The organism is Mesorhizobium sp. 128a (assembly GCF_053848025.1).
Window position 1 is genome coordinate 758,623 of the sequence record NZ_JBSPKY010000001.1, and the last position, 18,331, is coordinate 776,953.

Below are 18,331 nucleotides of genomic sequence, written 5' to 3' on the forward strand. Positions count from 1 at the left end.
AAGGAGCGGCGCTGTCTTTTGCGTGAGAGCGCCGCCCCGTATGCGTACGGCTCAGTTCTTCTTCAGGAACTTGTCGATGTTGGCAGGCGTCACGAGCTGGAAGGGCACGTAGACCTTGTGCTCGACCTTCTCACCCTTGGCGAGCTTCAGTGCTGCATCGAGTGCGCCAGCGCCCTGGCCGGCCGCGTCCTGGAACACGGTGGCGTCGAGGTCGCCGGCCTGCATGGCTGCAAGCGCGTCCTGGGTGGCGTCGACGCCGCCGACGACGACCGACTTCATGTCGACGTTGGCGGCCTTCATCGCCTGGATGGCTCCAATGGCGCTTTCGTCATTGTTGGCGATGACGCCGTCGAACGGCTTGCCGGTCGAGAGCCAGTTGGTCATCAGGTTCTGGGCTTCGTCGCGATTCCAGTTCGAGGTCTGCTTGTCGATGATCTTGATGAAGCTGCACTCCGGCGTGGCGATGACGTCGTCGATGTCCTTGGTGCGCTGCACGGCGGCCTGGTTGGAAAGCTCGCCCATGATGACATAGACATTGGCTTCCTTCTTGCCGGCCTCGGTGAACAGGCGGCAGACTTCCTTGGTCTCGAGCGTGCCGGAATCGGCCTCGTTCGAAGCGACGAAAGCCTGGTTGTCCGGCAGCGTGTCGACATTCACCGGCTCCCGGTTGACATAGACGAGCGGGATCTTGGCTGCCGCCGCGGCATCCGACATCGCCTGCGTGGCCGAGGTGTCGACCGGGTTTACGATGATGGCGTCGACGCCCGAAGCGGCGAAGTTCTTGATCTGGTCGAGCTGCTTGGCGACGTCGTTCTGTGCGTCTTCGACCTGCAGCTCAACGCCGCTCATGCCCTTGGCCTGCTCGATCATGCCGTTGCGCAGCACGGTCAGGAAGTTGTCGTCGAACTTGGCCATCGACACGCCGATCTTGGCGGCAAAAGCGGACGAACTCATCAGCGCCGCAAAGGCGACGCCCAAAATCAGTTTCTTCATTGTGTTTCTCCTCCACATTTGGTGTCCGGCTGCACCGATCTACCCGGAATCCCCGATCGCCCGAGGAATCTCTCCCTGATATCGTCTCTGTTCCGGATGGCGTTTTCCCAAGGATTGGAACGCCAGGCTCCCTGTTTGAAACAGATGTTCCGGAACGAAAGAACCAAAAACCCTAGCTGGTGAAATATTTATTCCATTTTTCGGAGACGTCAAGAGCCATTCCAAAACCGGGTGAAGGATTTTCGGAGGATGGACGATCAATGCCCTGATCCGACTGGATTGTGCCAAGGTGCCGGCCGGCTCTCAGTCGCAACCATTCACGATTTGCGAAGGTTGCTCCCCCTGACTTCGTCATTCTAGGGCGAAGCAGGAGCGAAGCTCCGTCGCGCAGACCCTAGAATCCATTCCGTGACTTTGGTCGTGGAGTGCGACGGAGTAGAACTCTGCACCGTAGTATCGCACAGGAGTCACGGCATGGATCCTCGGGTCTACGCTGCGTCGCTACGCTCCTTGCTCCGCCCGTGGATGACGAAGGCGTAGATGTTCCGGCCAACCGCCGGCGTCGCAAACGCTAAATATTCTCCGGCAGATAGATGTCGAACGGCAAAAACGTCTGACCCGGCGCGTTGGCGGCGCCCGTCTCGATGGCATGCGCCATCAGGTCGACCAGCTCCCGGCTGAGTGCCGCCAGCGGTGTCGAAATCACCATGGTCAGGATGCCGTCCGCCAAAGCCGCGCGCGACACCGCAGTGATCTCGTTGCAGATGACCGCCGGCATTTCGGCCGGCTTGGCTTGCCTTAATGCCGCGACCGCGCCTTCCATGCCGCCGCCGGCGACATAGCAGCCGACGAGATCGGGGTGGCGGCCGAGAAGATTAAGCAGCGTGTCCTGGGTGATCTCGTTGGCCTCGAGATTGACCAGCGTCTCAAGCAAGGTGAACTCCGGCGCCTGCTCGCGGAAGAATGAGCGGAAGCCGATTTCGCGCAGTTCATGGCCGTGGAAGCGGTGGCTGCCGACGAACAGCGCGACCTTGCCCGGTCGCTTCGCCGCTTTCGAGATCATCCAGGCCGCAGAGCGGCCGACCTTGCGGTTGTCGAGGCCGACATAGCCCTCGCGAATGCCGGCGGCGAAGTCGGACAGCAGCGAAAAAACCGGCAGACCCTTGGCCTTCATCTCCTCGACGGCGGCCGTCACTGTCGGGTGATCTGGCCCGACCAAAGCGACGGCCCGGCATTTGGAAGCCAGCTTTCGGGCGCGCTCGACGATTTCTTCAGGCGTCAGCGAGTCTGCAAAATCGATCATGGCGACGCCACGAAAGCGCGGCGATTGCGATACGGCCAGCTCAAGCTGGCGCGCGAATTCGCTGTAGAAGACGTAGTTGCCCCTGAGCAGCAGGAAGCCGAGCCGATACTCCGGCAGCTCATGGCGCAGGCGCTGCTTGATCAGGCCGGCAGCGTGATAGCCGATCTCCGTCGCCGCCTCATAGACGCGGCGCGCCGTTTCCTCGCGCACCGGCAGGCGGCTGTTGAGCACGCGATCGACCGTAGCAACGCTGACGCCGGAAATGCGCGCCAGGTCGGTGATGGTCGGCCGTTTCGCCATGCTCGCCTCGTCGGGTTCGTCCGAAGCTTACTACATCATTCTGATAGGAAATGATAGAAACTATCTTTGTGATGTTGAGTCTATCATGCGTCGGCGCTATTTTCACGCTCGAAGCCAGGCTGGCATTCGCTGGAGCGAGCGCCATTGCCGTGGGAGGCAATCATGACCGCAACACCGTTCCGGCGCGACTACAGCCTGATCGGCAGCGACGCCAAGCTCGCCGTCGAGACAGGGCTTTCGGCCGCCGAGTGGTATCACACCGACATTCCGCGCAAGCAGATGAAGGAGTTGATGCAGCGCTCCGACGGGCCGGCGATCCGCGACACCGCGATCTGGCTCGCCGCGTTGATCCTGAGTGCGGCCGGCGGCGCCTGGTTCTGGGGTACGTGGTGGTGCGTGCCGTTCTTGTTCGTCTATGGCGTGCTCTACGGCTCCTCGACCGACTCCCGTTGGCACGAATGCGGCCATGGCACGGCGTTCCGCACGCAGTGGATGAACGATGCCGTCTACCAACTCGCCTGCTTCATGATCATGCGCAACCCGGTGACCTGGCGCTGGAGCCACACGCGCCACCACACGGACACCATCATCGTCGGCCGCGATCCCGAAATCGCCGTCATGCGGCCGCCGGACCTTTTGCGCGTGGTGCTCAACTTCTTCGGCATTCTCGACGCCTGGCATGCGATGTCAGACATGGTGCGCAATGCCGCCGGCGTCATCAGCGCCGCCGAAAAAACCTTCATTCCCGAGCAGGAGCAGCCTAGGGCGATCCGTGTGGCCCGCATATGGCTCGCCATCTACATCGCGACCATCGGCTTGGCCCTCTACCTGCATTCCTGGCTGCCGCTGATGCTGATCGGCCTGCCCCGCCTCTATGGCGCCTGGCACCACGTCATGACCGGCCTGCTGCAGCATGGCGGCCTCGCCGACAATGTCATTGACCACCGCCTGAACAGCCGCACGGTGCTGATGAACCCGGTCAGCCGCTTCATCTACTGGAACATGAATTACCATGTCGAACACCACATGTTCCCGATGGTGCCCTTTCACGCGCTGCCCAGGCTGCATGCACTGATCAAGCACGATCTGCCGGCGCCGACGCCGTCGATCCTGGCCGGCTATCGCGAGATGATCCCCGCTTTCCTGCGCCAGTTGCGCAACGAGGACTATTTCATCAAGCGCGAATTGCCGCCGACCGCCAGGCCGTACCGCGAGGAATTCCACAACGATGCCGTCGCCGCCGCAGCGGCGGAATGAGCGCGGCGATCCGATTTTCGGGGAGGTACAAATGAGCGACTGGGTCGAGGCCTGCGCCGCCGGTGACATTGATGAAGAGGATGTGATGCGCTTCGATCATGGCGGCCGCACCTTCGCCATCTATCGCAGCCCGGACGACGACTATTTCGCCACGGATGGCCTTTGCACTCATGAAAAGGTGCATCTCGCCGACGGGCTGGTGATGGACGACATCATCGAATGCCCCAAGCACAATGGCCGCTTCAACTACAAGACGGGCGACGCCCGTGGCGCGCCGGTATGCGTCAACCTCAGGACCTATCCAGTCAAGGTCGAGGCCGGCAAAGTGCTGATCCAGATCGGATGACTGATATGAAGCGCGGGATGGTCATCATCGGCGCCGGGGAATGTGGCGGACGGGCATCGCTGACGCTGCGCGAACTCGGCTATGACGGGCCGGTGACGCTGGTCGGTGACGAACCGCATCTGCCCTATGAGCGGCCGCCTTTGTCGAAGGACGCGATGACGAGCGATGCGCCCGAGATCAAGGCGATCGCCAGTGATTCGCTTCTGGCCGAACGCGCGATCCGGCATATCCATTCGGTTCAAGCGGTGGCGATCGACCGCACGGCACATACGGTCCGGCTGACCGACGGCTCGGTCCTGCCCTATGACAAGCTGCTGCTGGCAACCGGCTCGACGCCGCGCAAACTGCCGATGCCGGGGTTGGGTGAGCGCTGTGTCTATCTCCGCACCTTTGCTGATGCGCTCGCCATTCGCAGCCACCTGAGCCCGGCAAACCGCATCGCCATCATTGGCGGCGGCTTCATCGGCCTCGAACTCGCTGCGGCGGCGCGCAAGCTCGGAGCGGCGGTCACCGTCATCGAGGCGCAGCCGCGCATCCTGATGCGCGGGGTGCCGGCCGAGATCGCTGAAGTCATCCATGCGGCGCATGAGGCCGAAGGCGTGGCCGTGCTCACCGGCGCAGGGATCGCTTCCATAGCCGACGATGGCGCCGAGGTCAGCATCACATTCGCCGATGGACGATCAATCGTCGCCGACCTCGCCGTCATCGGCATCGGCGCCGTTCCGGTCACCGCGCTGGCAGCGGAAGCGGGGCTGGCCATCGACAACGGCATTGCCGTTGACGCCACGCTTTGCACCGACGATCCGGATATCTTTGCCGCCGGCGACTGCTGTTCGTTTCCACTCGCTGTCTATAACGGCCGGCGCGTGCGGCTGGAGGCCTGGCGCAACGCCCAGGAACAGGGCGCGCTGGCGGCGAACAATATGCTGGGGGCGGCCGAGGCACATGCGGCGGTGCCGTGGTTCTGGTCGGATCAGTACGGCCTGTCGCTGCAGATTGCCGGGCTTTCCGACGAAGGAAAAGGCGCCGTGCGCCGCGACCTCGGCGACGGCGCATTCATTCTTTTCCACCTCGCCGAGGATGGCAGGCTGGTGGCGGCGAGCGGCATCGGCCCCGGCAATGCGGTGGCGCGCGACATCAGGCTGGCCGAGATGCTGATCGCCAAGCGGGCGAGGCCGGCGCCGGAGGCTTTGGGATCGCAGGCGGTGAAGCTGAAGTCATTGCTGGCGGCGTGAAGGGCTGACTTACCCAGACCTGCGGGAGCGGCACCGCCCACCCGGACCTTTGGTCCGACCTCCCCACAAGGGGGAGGTAGAGGGCCGCTCGCCTAAAACAGCGCCTTCAGCTCGTCCAGCTTGTCGTTGACCAGCCAGCCGTAATAATTCTCTTCCGGCAGTTTCACCGGCTCGCCGGCGGCGCGGCGCTTGTCGTTCTCGGCCTTCAGCGCATAGGCGCGCTGTTCGGGGTTGCCGACATTGTACAGCGTGGCGGTGAGCCCCGGATTGCCCGAAATGTCGAAGCCGGCAATGTTCTTATAGGCGTCGATCGACTTGCGGATCGTCGCCGCCACATAGGGCAGCGTCAGATCCGGATCCATGATCGTCTTGTAGACCCCATTCGGATCGCCGACATCGAGCTCCGGCAGTCCCGAAACGTTGTGCACGAGATCGCTCATCTGCAGCGCGGTCAACGGGTTGAGTTGGCCCAGGCCAAAGGTCTGGCCGGCATAATAGGGCTGGAAGAAGGTGGCGCCGAAGCGGTCGTTGGGAAAGCTCGTCCCGCCGACGGTCTTGCCGCGGAAAGAGTGGTTCCACACCTGCTCGCGGCATTCCCACAGATCGTAGCTGTCCGACATTGTGCATTTCTTGAATTCCGGCCGTTGCACGAAATCGGTGATGTCCTCGCCGTCATAGGCGAAGGACAATTTGCTGGAGAGGTAGGAAATCGCCTTGACGTAGTAGGTCTGCAGCCGGTCATAGGCGTCGACATTGTAGGTGTGCTCGCCGACGATGGCGCCGACGATGTGCAAGGGGTTGATGCCGTAAGCGGCGGCCGCCTTCTTGATCTTGCCGCGCAGTTCCGCGTCGCTCTGCAGCAGCGCATAGACCTTGCGGTATTTGGCCTGGAAGGTGGTGTTGGTGGCCTGGGTGCGACGGCTGGAGGCGCCGGGTATGTCTGGCTGCACGGCGTTGCGGTTGCCCGCCGGCACCAATGTTGCCGCGTCGGCGGCGAACAGCGTCGCCGCCAGCGTCAAGCCGAGAATGATCAGGATCAGTTTTTTCATGCCGCCGCCTAAAGAATTGCCGCGCAAACTAGGGAGTGCTCCCGGTTGAGTCGAGAGCGCCCCGTCGCACGGCAAGACGAAAGGTGGCCGCATGGTACCATCCGGCCACACATCATGCAGTTTGCCGGAAATTGTTGCCTGAACCGGCGCCGGACTGATCCGGCGCCCCCGTTTAAAGGATGAATCGCGACAAATCTGTGTTTCTGGAGAGGTCGCCGACATGCTTTTCCACATAGGCGGCGTCGATAGTGACGCTGGTGCCGTTGCGGTCCGGCGCGTCATAGGAGATCTCGTCCAGCACGCGCTCCATCACCGTCTGCAGGCGTCGGGCGCCGATGTTCTCGACACTGGCGTTGAGGTCGACGGCGATGCCGGCCAGCGAATCGATGGCGTCGGCGGTGAAGGTCAGGTCGACCCCTTCCGTCTTCATCAGCGCGATGTACTGCTTGATCAGGCTGGCCTCGGTCTCGGTGAGGATGCGGACGAAATCGTCCTTTTCCAGCGCCCTCAGTTCGACGCGGATCGGCAGGCGGCCCTGCAATTCCGGCAACAGGTCTGACGGCTTCGAGACATGGAAGGCGCCCGAGGCGATGAACAGGATGTGGTCGGTCTTCAACGGTCCGTATTTGGTTGCCACCGTCGTGCCTTCGATCAGCGGCAGCAAGTCGCGCTGCACGCCTTCGCGCGAAACGCCGGCGCCCATGCCGCCCTCACGCGAGGCGATCTTGTCGATCTCGTCGAGGAAGACGATGCCGTCATTTTCCGTCGCATCGAGCGCCCGGCGCACCACCTCGTCCTGGTCGAGCAGCTTGTCGGACTCATCATTGACCAGCAGCGCGTAGGACTCCTTCACCGTGGTCTTGCGCGCCTTGGTCTTCTTGCCGCCCATCGCCTTCGACAGCATGTCGTTGATGTTGAGCACGCCGATGTTGGCGCCCGGCATGCCGGGAATCTCGAAGCCGGGCATGCCGCCAGTGCCGGTGTCGGCAACCTCGATCTCGATCTCCTTGTCGTCGAGCTCGCCGTCGCGCAGCTTCTTGCGGAAGCTATCGCGGGTGGCCGGGCTCGCCGTCTTGCCGACCAGGGCTTCCAGCACGCGTTCCTCGGCGTTGAGGTGGGCGCGCGCCTTGACGTCCTCGCGCATCTTGTCGCGCACCAAGCCGATGGCGATCTCGACGAGGTCGCGGATGATCTGCTCGACATCACGGCCGACATAGCCGACCTCGGTGAACTTGGTCGCCTCGACCTTGACGAAGGGCGCACCGGCGAGCCGCGCCAGGCGGCGCGAGATCTCGGTCTTGCCGACGCCGGTCGGGCCGATCATCAGGATGTTCTTCGGCATCACCTCTTCGCGCATCTGGCCTTCGAGCTGCTGGCGGCGCCAGCGGTTGCGCAAGGCGATGGCCACGGCGCGCTTGGCGTCCTTCTGGCCGATGATGAAGCGGTCAAGTTCCGAAACGATTTCACGGGGAGAGAAGGTGGTCATATCGCTAAATTCCACTTTGCCACTGCTTGATGGACTCGAACGGATGCAGCAGCATGATCACGTTGAGCGTCAGATTGTCCCGGATGAGGTAGCCGACACCCAGTTCGAAGATGAGGGCGAGGCCGACGACGACTGATATAGGTAGCTTTCGCGCCATCACAAATCCCAGCACCATGGCCAGCGTGTCGGACACCGAATTGATGATCGAGTCGCCATAGTAATCCAGCGAAATGGTGCCGGCGCGGTAGCGGTCGATGATGAACGGGCTGTTTTCCAGGAGCTCCCAGCCGCCTTCGATGACGACGGCAAAAGCCAGGCGCAGACCGATCGGCGAACGCTGGAACAGAAACCAGGCCAAGGCGTAGAACAGGAAGCCGTGGATTATGTGCGAAAAGGTGTACCAGTCGGAAATGTGCTGGGAATTCTCCGAACTGTTCACCACGCCGTGCCAGAGTTTGACGTAGCCGCAGGTGCAGATCGGCGTGCGCCCCATGCCGTACAGCGCGCCGGCCTGGAAGATGAGCAGAGCGAGCACGAGCAGAAGCCCCATCCGCCAGCTGTCTTCATAGGCCGAGTAGTTTTTGTCCCCGCTCCGTGTCGTCATCAGGTTATTCCCCCTCTTGCGCGTCGCCTTCGGCATCGACCGCCATCAGCACGACGTCCCCATATTCCGAGGGCCTGCGGTCGATAGGCCTGAATCCAGCCTTTTCATAGGCCCGGATGGCGCGGCCATTGTCGGGATGCGGATCGATGATGACGCGCGGCGCGCCTTCCTCGAACAGCTGTTCCACGAACTGCCGCACGATGGCCGAGCCATGACCTTTTCCGACAAGGTCCGGCACGCCGATCGACAGGTCGATGCCGAGCGTGCCGAACGGCTGGTCGGCATAAGGATGACCGTCTTCGAGATGCGGATCGTAGCTCTGCAGATAGGCGATCGGCCTGCCGTCGAGTTCGACGATCAGCGGCTCGACGGAAATCGAACCGATATGTTCCCGAATGGCGGCGATTTCCGTCTCCGGATCATCCCACCATTCGGCGACATGCGGCTCGCCCAGCCAGCCGGCGATCATCGGCAGGTCTTTTTCCGTCACCGGCCGAAAATCGTAGAGCACCGGCGGCTCAGGCGGCATCGAGCGTTTCGATGACGAAATTGTTGTTGGTGTAGACGCAGATGTCGGAGGCGATCTGCATCGCCTTGCGGGCGATCTCCTCGGCGTCCTTGTCGGTGTCCATCAGTGCGCGGGCGGCCGCCAAGGCATAGTTGCCGCCGGAGCCGATGGCCATGACGCCGAATTCGGGTTCCAACACGTCGCCGGTGCCGGTCAGCGCCAGCGAGACCGACTTGTCTGCCACCAGCATCATCGCTTCCAGCCGGCGCAGATAGCGGTCGGTGCGCCAGTCCTTGGCGAGTTCGACGCAGGCGCGCGTCAGCTGGTCAGGATATTGTTCGAGCTTGGCTTCCAGCCGCTCAAGCAGGGTGAAGGCGTCCGCCGTGGCGCCGGCGAAACCGGCAATGACATTGCCGCCCTTGCCGATGCGGCGCACCTTTTTGGCATTGCCTTTCATGATGGTCTGGCCAAGGCTGACCTGGCCGTCGCCGGCGATCACCACCTTGTTGCCCTTGCGCACCGTCACGATGGTCGTGGCGTGCATGGTCAGTTCATTCGACATTTGTAGCTCCGATTCGCGCGATCCCTAGAAGGCGATTGGCGCGGGATTTCGATCGGCCATATGTATGCATGGGGCCAACGATTGCAAACCGCCACCGGCATGGCCGATGGAAGCCCGCATCGCAACTGGCCATCGCCGGATCATGCTGCTAGAAGGCTTTCGCTTTCAAGCAAATGAGCGCCTGGAGGCATTGTCTGTTCGTTTTGCCCCCAATCGTTTGCCCAAAGAGTCGCATGCCCAAAGACAAGGACAAGGTCATGGCGTCCCGATCCGCCGAAGTCAGCCGCAAGACCAAGGAAACCGACATCGCCGTGTCGGTCCATGTCGACGGCACCGGAAAGTCCGACATGTCTACGGGCGTCGGCTTCTTCGACCATATGCTCGACCAGCTGTCGCGCCATTCGCTGATCGACATCACGGTCAAGGCCAAGGGCGACCTGCACATTGACGACCACCACACGGTCGAGGATACCGGCATTGCGATCGGCCAGGCACTGGCCAAGGCGCTGGGTGAGCGACGCGGCATCATGCGCTATGCTTCGATCGATCTCGCCATGGACGAGACGCTTACACGTGCGGCGATCGACGTATCGGGCCGGCCGTTCCTGGTCTGGAACGTCACCTTCTCGTCGCCGAAGATCGGCACGTTCGACACCGAACTGGTGCGCGAGTTCTTCCAGGCGCTGGCGCAGAATGCCGGTATCACGCTGCATGTCACCAACCATTGTGGCGCCAACAACCACCACATCGCCGAGACCTGCTTCAAGGCGGTGGCGCGCGCGCTGCGCTTTGCGCTGGAGCGCGACCCGCGCCAGCCGGACGCGGTTCCCTCCACCAAGGGATCTCTGAAAGGGTAGGCTGATGGCCATCTATGTCGTGATGGAACCTGGGGGCGGCCGCACCGAGGCGGCCGACGCAACCATTTTTGTCCGTGACGGCTTTTCCTGGCTGGCTTTCCTGCTGGCGCCGCTGTGGCTTGCCTGGCACAGGCTGTGGCTCGAGGCCGCGCTCGCCTTCGTCGCCATGGGCCTCATCTCGCTGCTCGGCCAATGGCTGGGGCTGGATTGGGCAAGCTCGGCGCTGTCTTTGCTGGTCTCGCTCTATATCGGCCTGGACGGCCAGGGATTGCGGATCGCAGCACTTCGCCGCCGTGGCTGGCATGAATTGGGAGTCGTCGAGGCCCACAATCTCGACGATGCCGATATTCGCCAGACGCTGGATGCCGAGGCGCTGGCCGACGAACCGGCGCCTATGCCGCGCATCGTGCCCGACGCCAGCCTTGCCCGGCCGGCGCAGACCGGCCTGACGCTGGGCCTGACCCATACGCCTGGAAAAGCCTGACATGCGGGTTGCAATCATCGATTACGGGTCGGGCAATCTGCGCTCGGCCACCAAGGCCTTCGAGCGCGCCGCGCATGAAGCCGGGATTGCCGCTGCCATAGAACTCACCGCCGATGCCGAGCGCGTGCGCAGCGCCGACCGCATCGTCCTGCCCGGCGTCGGCGCTTATGCCGATTGCGCGGCGGGCCTGCGCGGCGTCGCCGGCATGTGGGAAGCGGTGGAAGAGGTCGCCATCACCAAGGCGCGGCCATTCCTCGGCATCTGCGTCGGAATGCAGTTGATGTCGGAGCGCGGCCTGGAAAAGACCGTGACCAAAGGTTTTGGCTGGATCGCCGGCGACGTCAAGGAGATCACGCCGGCCGATCCGACGCTTAAGATTCCGCAGATCGGCTGGAACACGATAGATCTCACCCGCAAGCATCCGCTGTTTTCCGGCATTGCCACGGGAGCCAAGGGCCTGCACGCCTATTTCGTCCATTCCTATCATCTTGACGCGACGAAGCCGGACGAAGTGCTGGCTGTTGCCGACTATGGCGGCGCGGTGACCGCAGCTGTTGCACGCGGCAACCTCGCTGGCACGCAGTTCCACCCCGAGAAAAGCCAGGCGCTCGGCCTGGCGTTGATCACCAATTTCCTGCGCTGGAGGCCCTGAGAACCATGAGCAAGAAGGGCTATTGGATCGCGCTGGTCGATGTTCGCGACCCTGACATCTACAGGCAGTACATCGAGGCCAACGCCAAAGCCTTCGCCAAATATGGCGCGAACTTCATCGTGCGGGCCGGGCGCTATGAAAATCCGGAGACGTTGACGGGCAACCGTCATGTCGTGGTTGAGTTCGAGTCCTACGATGTGGCCGTCGCCTGCTATCACTCGCCGGAGTATCAGGAAGCATCGAAATACAGGCTCGCCGCCTCGACCGGCCATTTCGTCATCGTCGAGGGCGCCTGATCGTGATCCTGTTTCCCGCCATCGACCTAAAGGACGGCAAGTGCGTGCGGCTGAAGCACGGCGATATGGCGACCGCGACCATATACAATGACGACCCGGCGGCGCAGGCCAAGGCCTTCGAGGACCAGGGTTTTGAGTGGTTGCACGTCGTCGACCTCAATGGTGCCTTCAAAGGCCAGAGCGTCAACAGCGCGGCGGTCGGCGCCATCCTCAAGGCGACCAAGAACCCGGTGCAACTCGGCGGCGGCATCCGCACGCTGGCGCAGATCGAGGACTGGCTCGACCGCGGGCTGGCGCGCGTCATTCTCGGCACCGTGGCGGTGCGCGATCCCGACCTGGTCAGGGAAGCCTGCAAGGCCTTCCCCGGCAAGATCGCCGTCGGCATCGACGCCAAGGGCGGCAAGGTGGCGGTCGAGGGCTGGGCCGAGGCGTCCAGCCTCGGCGTCATCGAACTGGCACAGAAATTCGAAGGTGCCGGTGTCGCCGCCATCATCTACACCGACATCGACCGCGACGGCGTTCTGACCGGCATCAACTGGGATGCCACGATCGACCTCGCCGACGCGGTGTCGATTCCGGTCATCGCCTCGGGCGGGCTGGCCTCGATCGCCGACATCGTGCGCATGACCATGCCCGATGCGAAAAAGCTCGAGGGCGCCATTTCCGGCCGCGCGCTCTATGACGGGCGCATCGATCCGGCCGAGGCGCTGGCGGTGCTGCAGGGCAAGGCAATGGAGACCCGATCTTGAAAATCTCCATCATCCTGGCCTCCTATGACAGCGGCCACTATCACGGCGGCATGGGCCAGGGGCCGGACGCGCTGATCTCAGGCGGGCTCGTCGATGCGCTGACGCTAGCCGGGCATGACGTGGCCGTCACCGATATCGGCAGGGTGGGCGACGAGCAGGAGCGCGAGATCGCAACCGGCTTTGCCGTATGCAATGCCGTCTCCGGCGAGGTCCGCATCGCCCTGGACCGCGGCCGCTTTCCGATCGTTCTGGCCGGCAACTGCCTGACATCAGCGGGTGCGGTCGCCGGCGAAGGCGCCGATGCGATCATCTGGGTCGACCAGCATGGCGATCTCAACACACCCGAAACCTCCGTCTACGGCTTTCTCGACGGCATGGCGCTGGCCACGGTCCTGGGCCTGTGCTGGAAGCCGATGGCATCGGCCATCCCAGGCTTCAAGGCGATCGATCCGGCCCGCTGCGTGCTGGTCAATGCGCGCGATCTCGATCCGGCTGAAAAGGAACTGTTGAAGACGCTGCCGGTGATCCGCACCGAATGCCCGGACTGGGCAACCGCCTGCGGCAGGCTGAAGGCACCGGACGCAAAGCGGGTGCACCTGCATCTCGATCTCGACGTGCACGATCCCGAGGCGCTGCAGGCCAATCGCTACACGACACCGGGCGGCCCGGAGCCGAAACAGCTGCGCCAGGCGGTCTGCGGCATGGCTGGTCTGCTGCCGATTTCCGGCATCACCATCTCGGCCTACGATCCGGCCTTCGACGCGCAGTCCGACGTTCCGCCACTGGTCGGCAAGCTGCTCAGCGAGTTGCTGGCGACGATGGAGAAGGGCTGATGCTGAAAGCGCGCGTCATCCCTTGCCTCGACGTCAAGAACGGCCGCGTCGTCAAGGGCGTCAATTTCGTCGACCTGGTCGATGCCGGAGACCCGGTCGAGGCTGCAAAAGCCTATGACGCGGCCGGCGCCGACGAGCTTTGCTTCCTCGACATCACCGCATCGTCAGACAACCGGGAGACCATCTTCGACGTCGTCGCCCGCACCGCCGAACAGTGTTTCATGCCGCTGACGGTCGGCGGCGGCGTGCGCCAGGTCGCCGACATCCGCAAGCTGCTGCTGGCCGGCGCCGACAAGGTGTCGATCAACACGGCGGCGGTGAAGAACCCGGATTTTGTCGCAGAAGCCGCGGACAAGTTCGGCAATCAGTGCATTGTCGTGGCCATCGACGCCAAGAAGGTGTCGGCGCCCAGCGAGGCCGACCGCTGGGAGATCTTCACCCATGGCGGCCGCGAGAAGACCGGCATCGATGCGGTCGACTTCGCGCGAAAAATGGTCGAGCGCGGCGCCGGCGAGATCCTGTTGACCTCGATGGACCGTGACGGCACCAAGGCCGGCTACGACACTGCGCTGACCCGCGCGATTGCGGATGCGGTGCGCGCGCCGGTCATCGCGTCAGGTGGCGTCGGCACGCTCGATCATCTGGTCGAGGGCATCCGCGACGGCCATGCGGGTGCCGTGCTCGCGGCATCGATCTTCCATTTCGGCACCTACACGATTGCGCAGGCCAAGGCGCATATGGCCAAAGCCGGCCTGCCGATGCGGCTGGACTCGTCCGTCGATCGGCCCTAGAGCGTTTCCGGCTAAGAAAGCGACCTCGCCATGGCTGACTTTTCGCTCTCCGACCTGGAGACAATCATTGGGGAACGCGCCCGGTCCGGCGATCCGGACTCGTGGACGGCAAAACTGTTCGCCAAGGGCATGGACAAGGCGGCGCAGAAGCTCGGCGAGGAAGCGGTCGAGACGGTGATTGCCGCCGTCACGGGGGATAAAAAGGCCCTCGTTTCCGAAAGTGCCGATCTTATATATCATTGGCTTGTCGTGCTCGGCATCGCGGGGGTCCCGCTGGGCGACGTACTGAGGGAGCTTGAGGGCCGTACCGGCCGTTCGGGCGTCGCCGAAAAGGCATCCCGGCCGAAAGGCTGACCGCGAGGAGGGCAGGAAACTCGATGGACCAGCTTGCTCCGACCGAGAAATATTCTCCCTATCGTTTCTTTTCGGCCGAGCAATGGTCGAACTTCCGCGCCGACACGCCGATGACGCTGAGCGAAGACGAGATCAACCGTCTGCGCTCGCTCAACGACCCGGTCGACCTCGAGGAGGTCAAGCGCATCTATCTGTCGCTGTCGCGGCTGCTGTCAGCACATGTCGAGGCCAGCCAGCTGCTGTTTCGTCAGCGCCAGGCCTTCTTCAATGCGCTCGACGTGGTCAAGACGCCGTTCATCATCGGCATTGCCGGCTCGGTCGCGGTCGGCAAGTCAACCACGGCGCGCGTGCTGAAGGAGCTTCTGGCGCGCTGGCCGTCGAGCCCCACGGTCGATCTCATCACCACCGACGGTTTTCTCTTGCCCAACAAGGTGTTGCGGCGCCACAATTTGATGGAGCGCAAGGGCTTTCCCGACAGCTACGACGTCGGCGCACTGCTCAGGTTCCTGTCGGGCATCAAGTCGGCGCAGCGCAATGTACAGGCGCCGGTCTATTCGCATTTGACCTATGACGTCATTCCTGGCGAGTTCGTCACCATCGACCGGCCCGACATTCTGATCTTCGAAGGCATCAACGTGCTGCAGCCGGGCAAGCTGCCGAAGGACGGCAAGATCGTGCCGTTCCTGTCGGATTTCTTCGACTTCGCCATCTATATCGACGCCGACGAAAAGCTGATCCATCACTGGTACATTGCCCGCTTCATGCGGCTGCGCGAGACCGCCTTCCGCAACCCGGACTCCTTCTTCCACCGCTATTCGCAGCTTTCCGAGGATGCCGCACGCGCCATTGCGGAAGGCTTGTGGGCCAACATCAACCTGAAAAATCTGCGCGAGAACATCGTGCCGACGCGGGCGCGCGCCGACCTCATCCTGCGCAAGGGCGCCAATCACCTGGTCGAGGAAGTGGCACTCAGGAAACTGTGACGACCGCCGCCGGGCTGGTCGCGACATCGGTCGGTTGCGTGTCCTGCGCCGGTCGCCGGAGATAGGGCCGGTCCGCCGGGACGAGTTTGCGCGCCGCGGCATAGACAATCACCGAGACAGCAGCTGCGGCATAGCCGTCGATTGCATAGTGCCAGGCCAAATAGACCGAGCTGGCGGCAATAAAGGCGACATAGACGAACGCTACAGCTCCGAGACGGCGATTGTACTCCCATGCAAAAAGCGCGTTGAGCATCGCCAGGCCGACATGCACGCTGGGAAAGGCCGAAATTCCTGACGCGAAACCGGTCTGCCTGGCCTCATGAAGCCTCCACAAATATTGCTGGTAGGAGACAGCAGAATTGGAGGATTCGGCGCCACGGGCCAGGAATGCGAGCTGTTCGCCAAACCGTGCCGTGTCGCCCGTGGCCATTCCGTAAAACGCCGGACCAGCCGACAGGAACAGTCCAGCCAATATGTTGCCGACGACGATCCAAACCACCATGAAGCAGATGACATAGCGCGTTCGAACCGACGCCGTCCGGGGCGATGTGGCGACGAAGAACAAGGCGCCGAAATTGAGGACAAACCAGAATACGTTGTAATTCCACTCGATGGCGGCCCGCACGAAATCATTTTCGGCCACCAGGTAGAGCCATCGCCACGGGTCGGCGCCGAAATGCAGGAACGCATCGATGTCGGCATGCAGCACGTCAAATGGAAAGCCGTCCTGCCAGACCGGCATTCCGTTCTTCACCGAGGTGAATGTGCCTTGAAAGATCATAAGCGCCATGAGGAGGCATAGACCCGAGAGCGAATATGCCAGCCGCGATGTCGAAAACACATATTTCGCCGCCAGACGGCGCCTGCTGTCGAAGCGATGTAGGAGCAGGCTTATGTCGACGATAATGGCGAACGTCGGCAGCATCAGGCCGTTCAACAATATCCACCGCCCGAAATATATCGAATACGCGCTACGGTCGGCAGCACCTATTGCATACAGAAAAACCAGTCCGGCCAATGTGTAGATGACGATGAACAGATAAACGCCTGAATCCCGGCGAACCAGCGGGATCGCTTGTTTGGTGACTGCCCATAGCTGACGGAAAACCACACTGCTATTTGTCATTGTCCCCGAGCCGACGCTGCAATGCCCGGGCACTTTATAAGGAAAATCTGTAGAATCGGTTAGTGCTGTGCGAGGACGCGCTCGCTCAAAAAGGTGTCGTCATTCGCCAGGCCCAATTTGCCACAGCCCCACCAGATGGCGAGCGCCGCGGCAATCTCGACAATACCGTCCACGGCATAAGTGCCATCCGAGGTGAATCGAGCCGAAGAACATCAGGCCCAAATTTTTACACAATATTCCTTTGTGTCGCACCTATACTTTAATAAGCAGTAAGCCGAAGAATACCCCTACTGCTCCAGGGTAGGGTTGACCCGCCGCAGTGTCAGGTTGATCCTCCCGCCATTCTTCAGCAGCGCCGAGGTCGACGGGTAGATGCGGTCGACGCCGTGGAAGCAGAGCCGGCCTTCGCCGCCGAGCACGACGACATCGCCGCTTTTCAGCCTGAACGATTTGGTGCCGCCGTCGCGTGTCGTCTGGCCGACCCGGAACAGGCAGTCGTCGCCAAGCGAGACGGAGACCACCGGCGCCGAGAAATCGGCCTCGTCGCGGTCCTGGTGCAGGCCCATTTTGGCGTCCTGCGCATAGAAATTGACCAGGCAGGCTTCCGGCGGCTGCGGATAGGCGGAGACCTCTTGCCATAATTGCAGCAGCGCGTCGGGGATCGGCGGCCATGGCTCACCGGTCAGCGGATGCGTCGGCTGGTAGCGATATCCCAGCTCCTTGTCGGTGACCCAGCCGAGCGGGCCGCAGTTGGTCATGCGCACGCTCATTTCCTTGCCGGTACGCGGCATGGCCGGCACGAAGAGTGGCGCCTGCTGCACGACGTTCCTGACCTCTTCGACCAGCGCTTCCTGCGCCGCGCAGGGCAAATAGCCGGGCATGTGGCGGACGCCTTTGGGCAGAACGAGCATGGGGACGCTTCACCTGATTGATCTGGCCGACAATGCCACCGCCAAACAAAAACGGCGACCCGAAAGCCGCCCACAGTTTTCGGCATCATGCTGGTGTGGTGCCTAGTCGTTCTCCACCCGGCCGCGCAGCTTCTTGATCGTACCGCGCCCGGCCTTGCTTTTCAGCCGCCGCTCCACCGCGCCTTTCGATGGCCGCGTCTTCTTGCGCGGCGGCGGCGGCGGTTCGGCGGCCTTGGCGACCAGCGCCGTCAGCCTTGCCCGGGCATCGGCCCGGTTCTGCTCCTGGGTGCGGAAGCGGCCGGCTTCGATGACGATGACGCCGTCCTTAGTGGCGCGCTGGCCGGCAAGCTTGATCGTGCGCACGCGCACGCGTTCCGACAGGCCGGCCGCGTTGGCGGCGTCGAAGCGCAGTTGCACGGCGGTCGCCACCTTGTTGACATTCTGGCCGCCGGGGCCGGACGAGCGGATGAAATCCTCGTGCAGGTCGCCCGGGTGGATCACGGCTTCGTCGGATATGATGATGTTGTCGTCTATCGGCATGCCGCAGTCATGGCGCGGCGGATCAAAAAAGAAAAGGCCCGATCGGTGAACTGACCCCCGAAAGTTGGACACAACCTTCGGGGGTTTTGCATGTCCAAATACAGCGAGAGTT

22 protein-coding genes are annotated in these 18,331 nt (G+C 62.7%); 12 read left to right on the top strand and 10 right to left on the bottom strand.

What is annotated here, in order from left to right:
- Positions 1–51: 51 nt before the first annotated feature.
- Positions 52–993, bottom strand: a complete 942-nt coding sequence (locus tag ACWTU9_RS03480) for a sugar ABC transporter substrate-binding protein (RefSeq protein ID WP_192255366.1) — start codon at positions 991–993, stop codon at positions 52–54.
- 571 nt (positions 994–1,564) lie between these two features.
- Positions 1,565–2,596, bottom strand: coding sequence for a LacI family DNA-binding transcriptional regulator (locus ACWTU9_RS03485; RefSeq protein WP_455857093.1), 1,032 nt, complete (start codon positions 2,594–2,596; stop codon positions 1,565–1,567).
- Between the two features lie 162 nt (positions 2,597–2,758).
- On the opposite strand from ACWTU9_RS03485, the gene ACWTU9_RS03490 reads away from it, so the two are divergent.
- From ACWTU9_RS03490 to ACWTU9_RS03500, 3 genes are read left to right on the top strand one after another with little or no spacing between them, the layout of a single operon-like run.
- On the top strand, positions 2,759–3,853 hold the full coding sequence (locus tag ACWTU9_RS03490; RefSeq protein ID WP_455857094.1) for a fatty acid desaturase family protein: 1,095 nt from the start codon (positions 2,759–2,761) through the stop codon (positions 3,851–3,853).
- Between the two features lie 31 nt (positions 3,854–3,884).
- Positions 3,885–4,199, top strand: a complete 315-nt coding sequence (locus tag ACWTU9_RS03495; protein WP_455857095.1) for a MocE family 2Fe-2S type ferredoxin — start codon at positions 3,885–3,887, stop codon at positions 4,197–4,199.
- On the top strand, positions 4,196–5,434 hold the full coding sequence (locus tag ACWTU9_RS03500; RefSeq protein ID WP_455857096.1) for an NAD(P)/FAD-dependent oxidoreductase: 1,239 nt from the start codon (positions 4,196–4,198) through the stop codon (positions 5,432–5,434). Before ACWTU9_RS03495 ends, ACWTU9_RS03500 begins: the two co-directional genes overlap by 4 nt.
- 92 nt (positions 5,435–5,526) lie before the next feature.
- On the opposite strand, the gene ACWTU9_RS03505 is transcribed toward ACWTU9_RS03500, so the two are convergent.
- The 5 genes from ACWTU9_RS03505 to hslV form a co-directional block, all read right to left on the bottom strand.
- Positions 5,527–6,483: a DUF1402 family protein gene (locus ACWTU9_RS03505; RefSeq protein WP_455857097.1), complete on the bottom strand. Its 957-nt coding sequence runs from the start codon at positions 6,481–6,483 to the stop codon at positions 5,527–5,529.
- Between the two features lie 172 nt (positions 6,484–6,655).
- The gene (hslU, locus tag ACWTU9_RS03510) at positions 6,656–7,969 is read right to left on the bottom strand and encodes an ATP-dependent protease ATPase subunit HslU (protein ID WP_455857098.1); all 1,314 of its coding nucleotides are present in this window, start codon (positions 7,967–7,969) and stop codon (positions 6,656–6,658) included.
- Between the two features lie 4 nt (positions 7,970–7,973).
- Positions 7,974–8,573, bottom strand: coding sequence for a DUF2585 domain-containing protein (locus tag ACWTU9_RS03515; protein ID WP_455857099.1), 600 nt, complete (start codon positions 8,571–8,573; stop codon positions 7,974–7,976).
- Positions 8,574–8,577: 4 nt separating this feature from the next.
- On the bottom strand, positions 8,578–9,102 hold the full coding sequence (locus ACWTU9_RS03520; protein ID WP_455857100.1) for a GNAT family N-acetyltransferase: 525 nt from the start codon (positions 9,100–9,102) through the stop codon (positions 8,578–8,580).
- Positions 9,092–9,643: an ATP-dependent protease subunit HslV gene (hslV, locus tag ACWTU9_RS03525; protein ID WP_112559910.1), complete on the bottom strand. Its 552-nt coding sequence runs from the start codon at positions 9,641–9,643 to the stop codon at positions 9,092–9,094. The genes ACWTU9_RS03520 and hslV overlap by 11 nt, the downstream gene beginning before the upstream one ends.
- Before the next feature lie 257 nt (positions 9,644–9,900).
- On the opposite strand from hslV, the gene hisB reads away from it, so the two are divergent.
- From hisB to coaA, 9 genes are read left to right on the top strand one after another with little or no spacing between them, the layout of a single operon-like run.
- Positions 9,901–10,500 (top strand): imidazoleglycerol-phosphate dehydratase HisB, encoded by a 600-nt coding sequence (gene hisB, locus ACWTU9_RS03530; protein ID WP_455857101.1) that lies wholly within the window; start codon positions 9,901–9,903, stop codon positions 10,498–10,500.
- A gap of 4 nt (positions 10,501–10,504) precedes the next feature.
- A complete protein-coding gene (locus ACWTU9_RS03535; RefSeq protein WP_455857102.1) occupies positions 10,505–10,984 on the top strand; it encodes a DUF2628 domain-containing protein in 480 nt (159 codons plus the stop codon).
- A gap of 1 nt (position 10,985) precedes the next feature.
- Positions 10,986–11,636, top strand: coding sequence for an imidazole glycerol phosphate synthase subunit HisH (gene hisH, locus ACWTU9_RS03540; protein ID WP_455857103.1), 651 nt, complete (start codon positions 10,986–10,988; stop codon positions 11,634–11,636).
- A gap of 5 nt (positions 11,637–11,641) precedes the next feature.
- Complete coding sequence (locus ACWTU9_RS03545) at positions 11,642–11,932, top strand: DUF1330 domain-containing protein (protein WP_455857104.1); 291 nt, start codon at positions 11,642–11,644, stop codon at positions 11,930–11,932.
- A gap of 2 nt (positions 11,933–11,934) precedes the next feature.
- Complete coding sequence (gene hisA, locus ACWTU9_RS03550; protein ID WP_455857105.1) at positions 11,935–12,681, top strand: 1-(5-phosphoribosyl)-5-[(5-phosphoribosylamino)methylideneamino]imidazole-4-carboxamide isomerase; 747 nt, start codon at positions 11,935–11,937, stop codon at positions 12,679–12,681.
- A complete protein-coding gene (locus ACWTU9_RS03555) occupies positions 12,678–13,514 on the top strand; it encodes an arginase family protein (protein WP_455857106.1) in 837 nt (278 codons plus the stop codon). Before hisA ends, ACWTU9_RS03555 begins: the two co-directional genes overlap by 4 nt.
- A complete protein-coding gene (hisF, locus tag ACWTU9_RS03560; protein ID WP_455857131.1) occupies positions 13,511–14,305 on the top strand; it encodes an imidazole glycerol phosphate synthase subunit HisF in 795 nt (264 codons plus the stop codon). Before ACWTU9_RS03555 ends, hisF begins: the two co-directional genes overlap by 4 nt.
- 30 nt (positions 14,306–14,335) lie before the next feature.
- Complete coding sequence (locus ACWTU9_RS03565) at positions 14,336–14,659, top strand: phosphoribosyl-ATP diphosphatase (protein WP_455857107.1); 324 nt, start codon at positions 14,336–14,338, stop codon at positions 14,657–14,659.
- A gap of 23 nt (positions 14,660–14,682) precedes the next feature.
- Entirely contained in the window at positions 14,683–15,642 is a 960-nt protein-coding gene (gene coaA, locus ACWTU9_RS03570) for a type I pantothenate kinase (protein WP_455857108.1), read from the top strand.
- Here coaA and ACWTU9_RS03575 read toward each other — a convergent pair.
- The 3 genes from ACWTU9_RS03575 to arfB all read right to left on the bottom strand — a co-directional run bounded on the left by ACWTU9_RS03575 (position 15,629) and on the right by arfB (position 18,219).
- Positions 15,629–16,768, bottom strand: coding sequence for a phosphatase PAP2 family protein (locus tag ACWTU9_RS03575; RefSeq protein WP_455857109.1), 1,140 nt, complete (start codon positions 16,766–16,768; stop codon positions 15,629–15,631). The two genes, coaA and ACWTU9_RS03575, sit on opposite strands and share 14 nt — an antisense overlap.
- 287 nt (positions 16,769–17,055) lie before the next feature.
- Positions 17,056–17,679: an alpha-ketoglutarate-dependent dioxygenase AlkB family protein gene (locus ACWTU9_RS03580; RefSeq protein ID WP_455857110.1), complete on the bottom strand. Its 624-nt coding sequence runs from the start codon at positions 17,677–17,679 to the stop codon at positions 17,056–17,058.
- 102 nt (positions 17,680–17,781) lie between these two features.
- Positions 17,782–18,219: an alternative ribosome rescue aminoacyl-tRNA hydrolase ArfB gene (gene arfB / locus ACWTU9_RS03585; RefSeq protein ID WP_455857111.1), complete on the bottom strand. Its 438-nt coding sequence runs from the start codon at positions 18,217–18,219 to the stop codon at positions 17,782–17,784.
- Between the last annotated feature and the right edge of the window lie 112 nt (positions 18,220–18,331).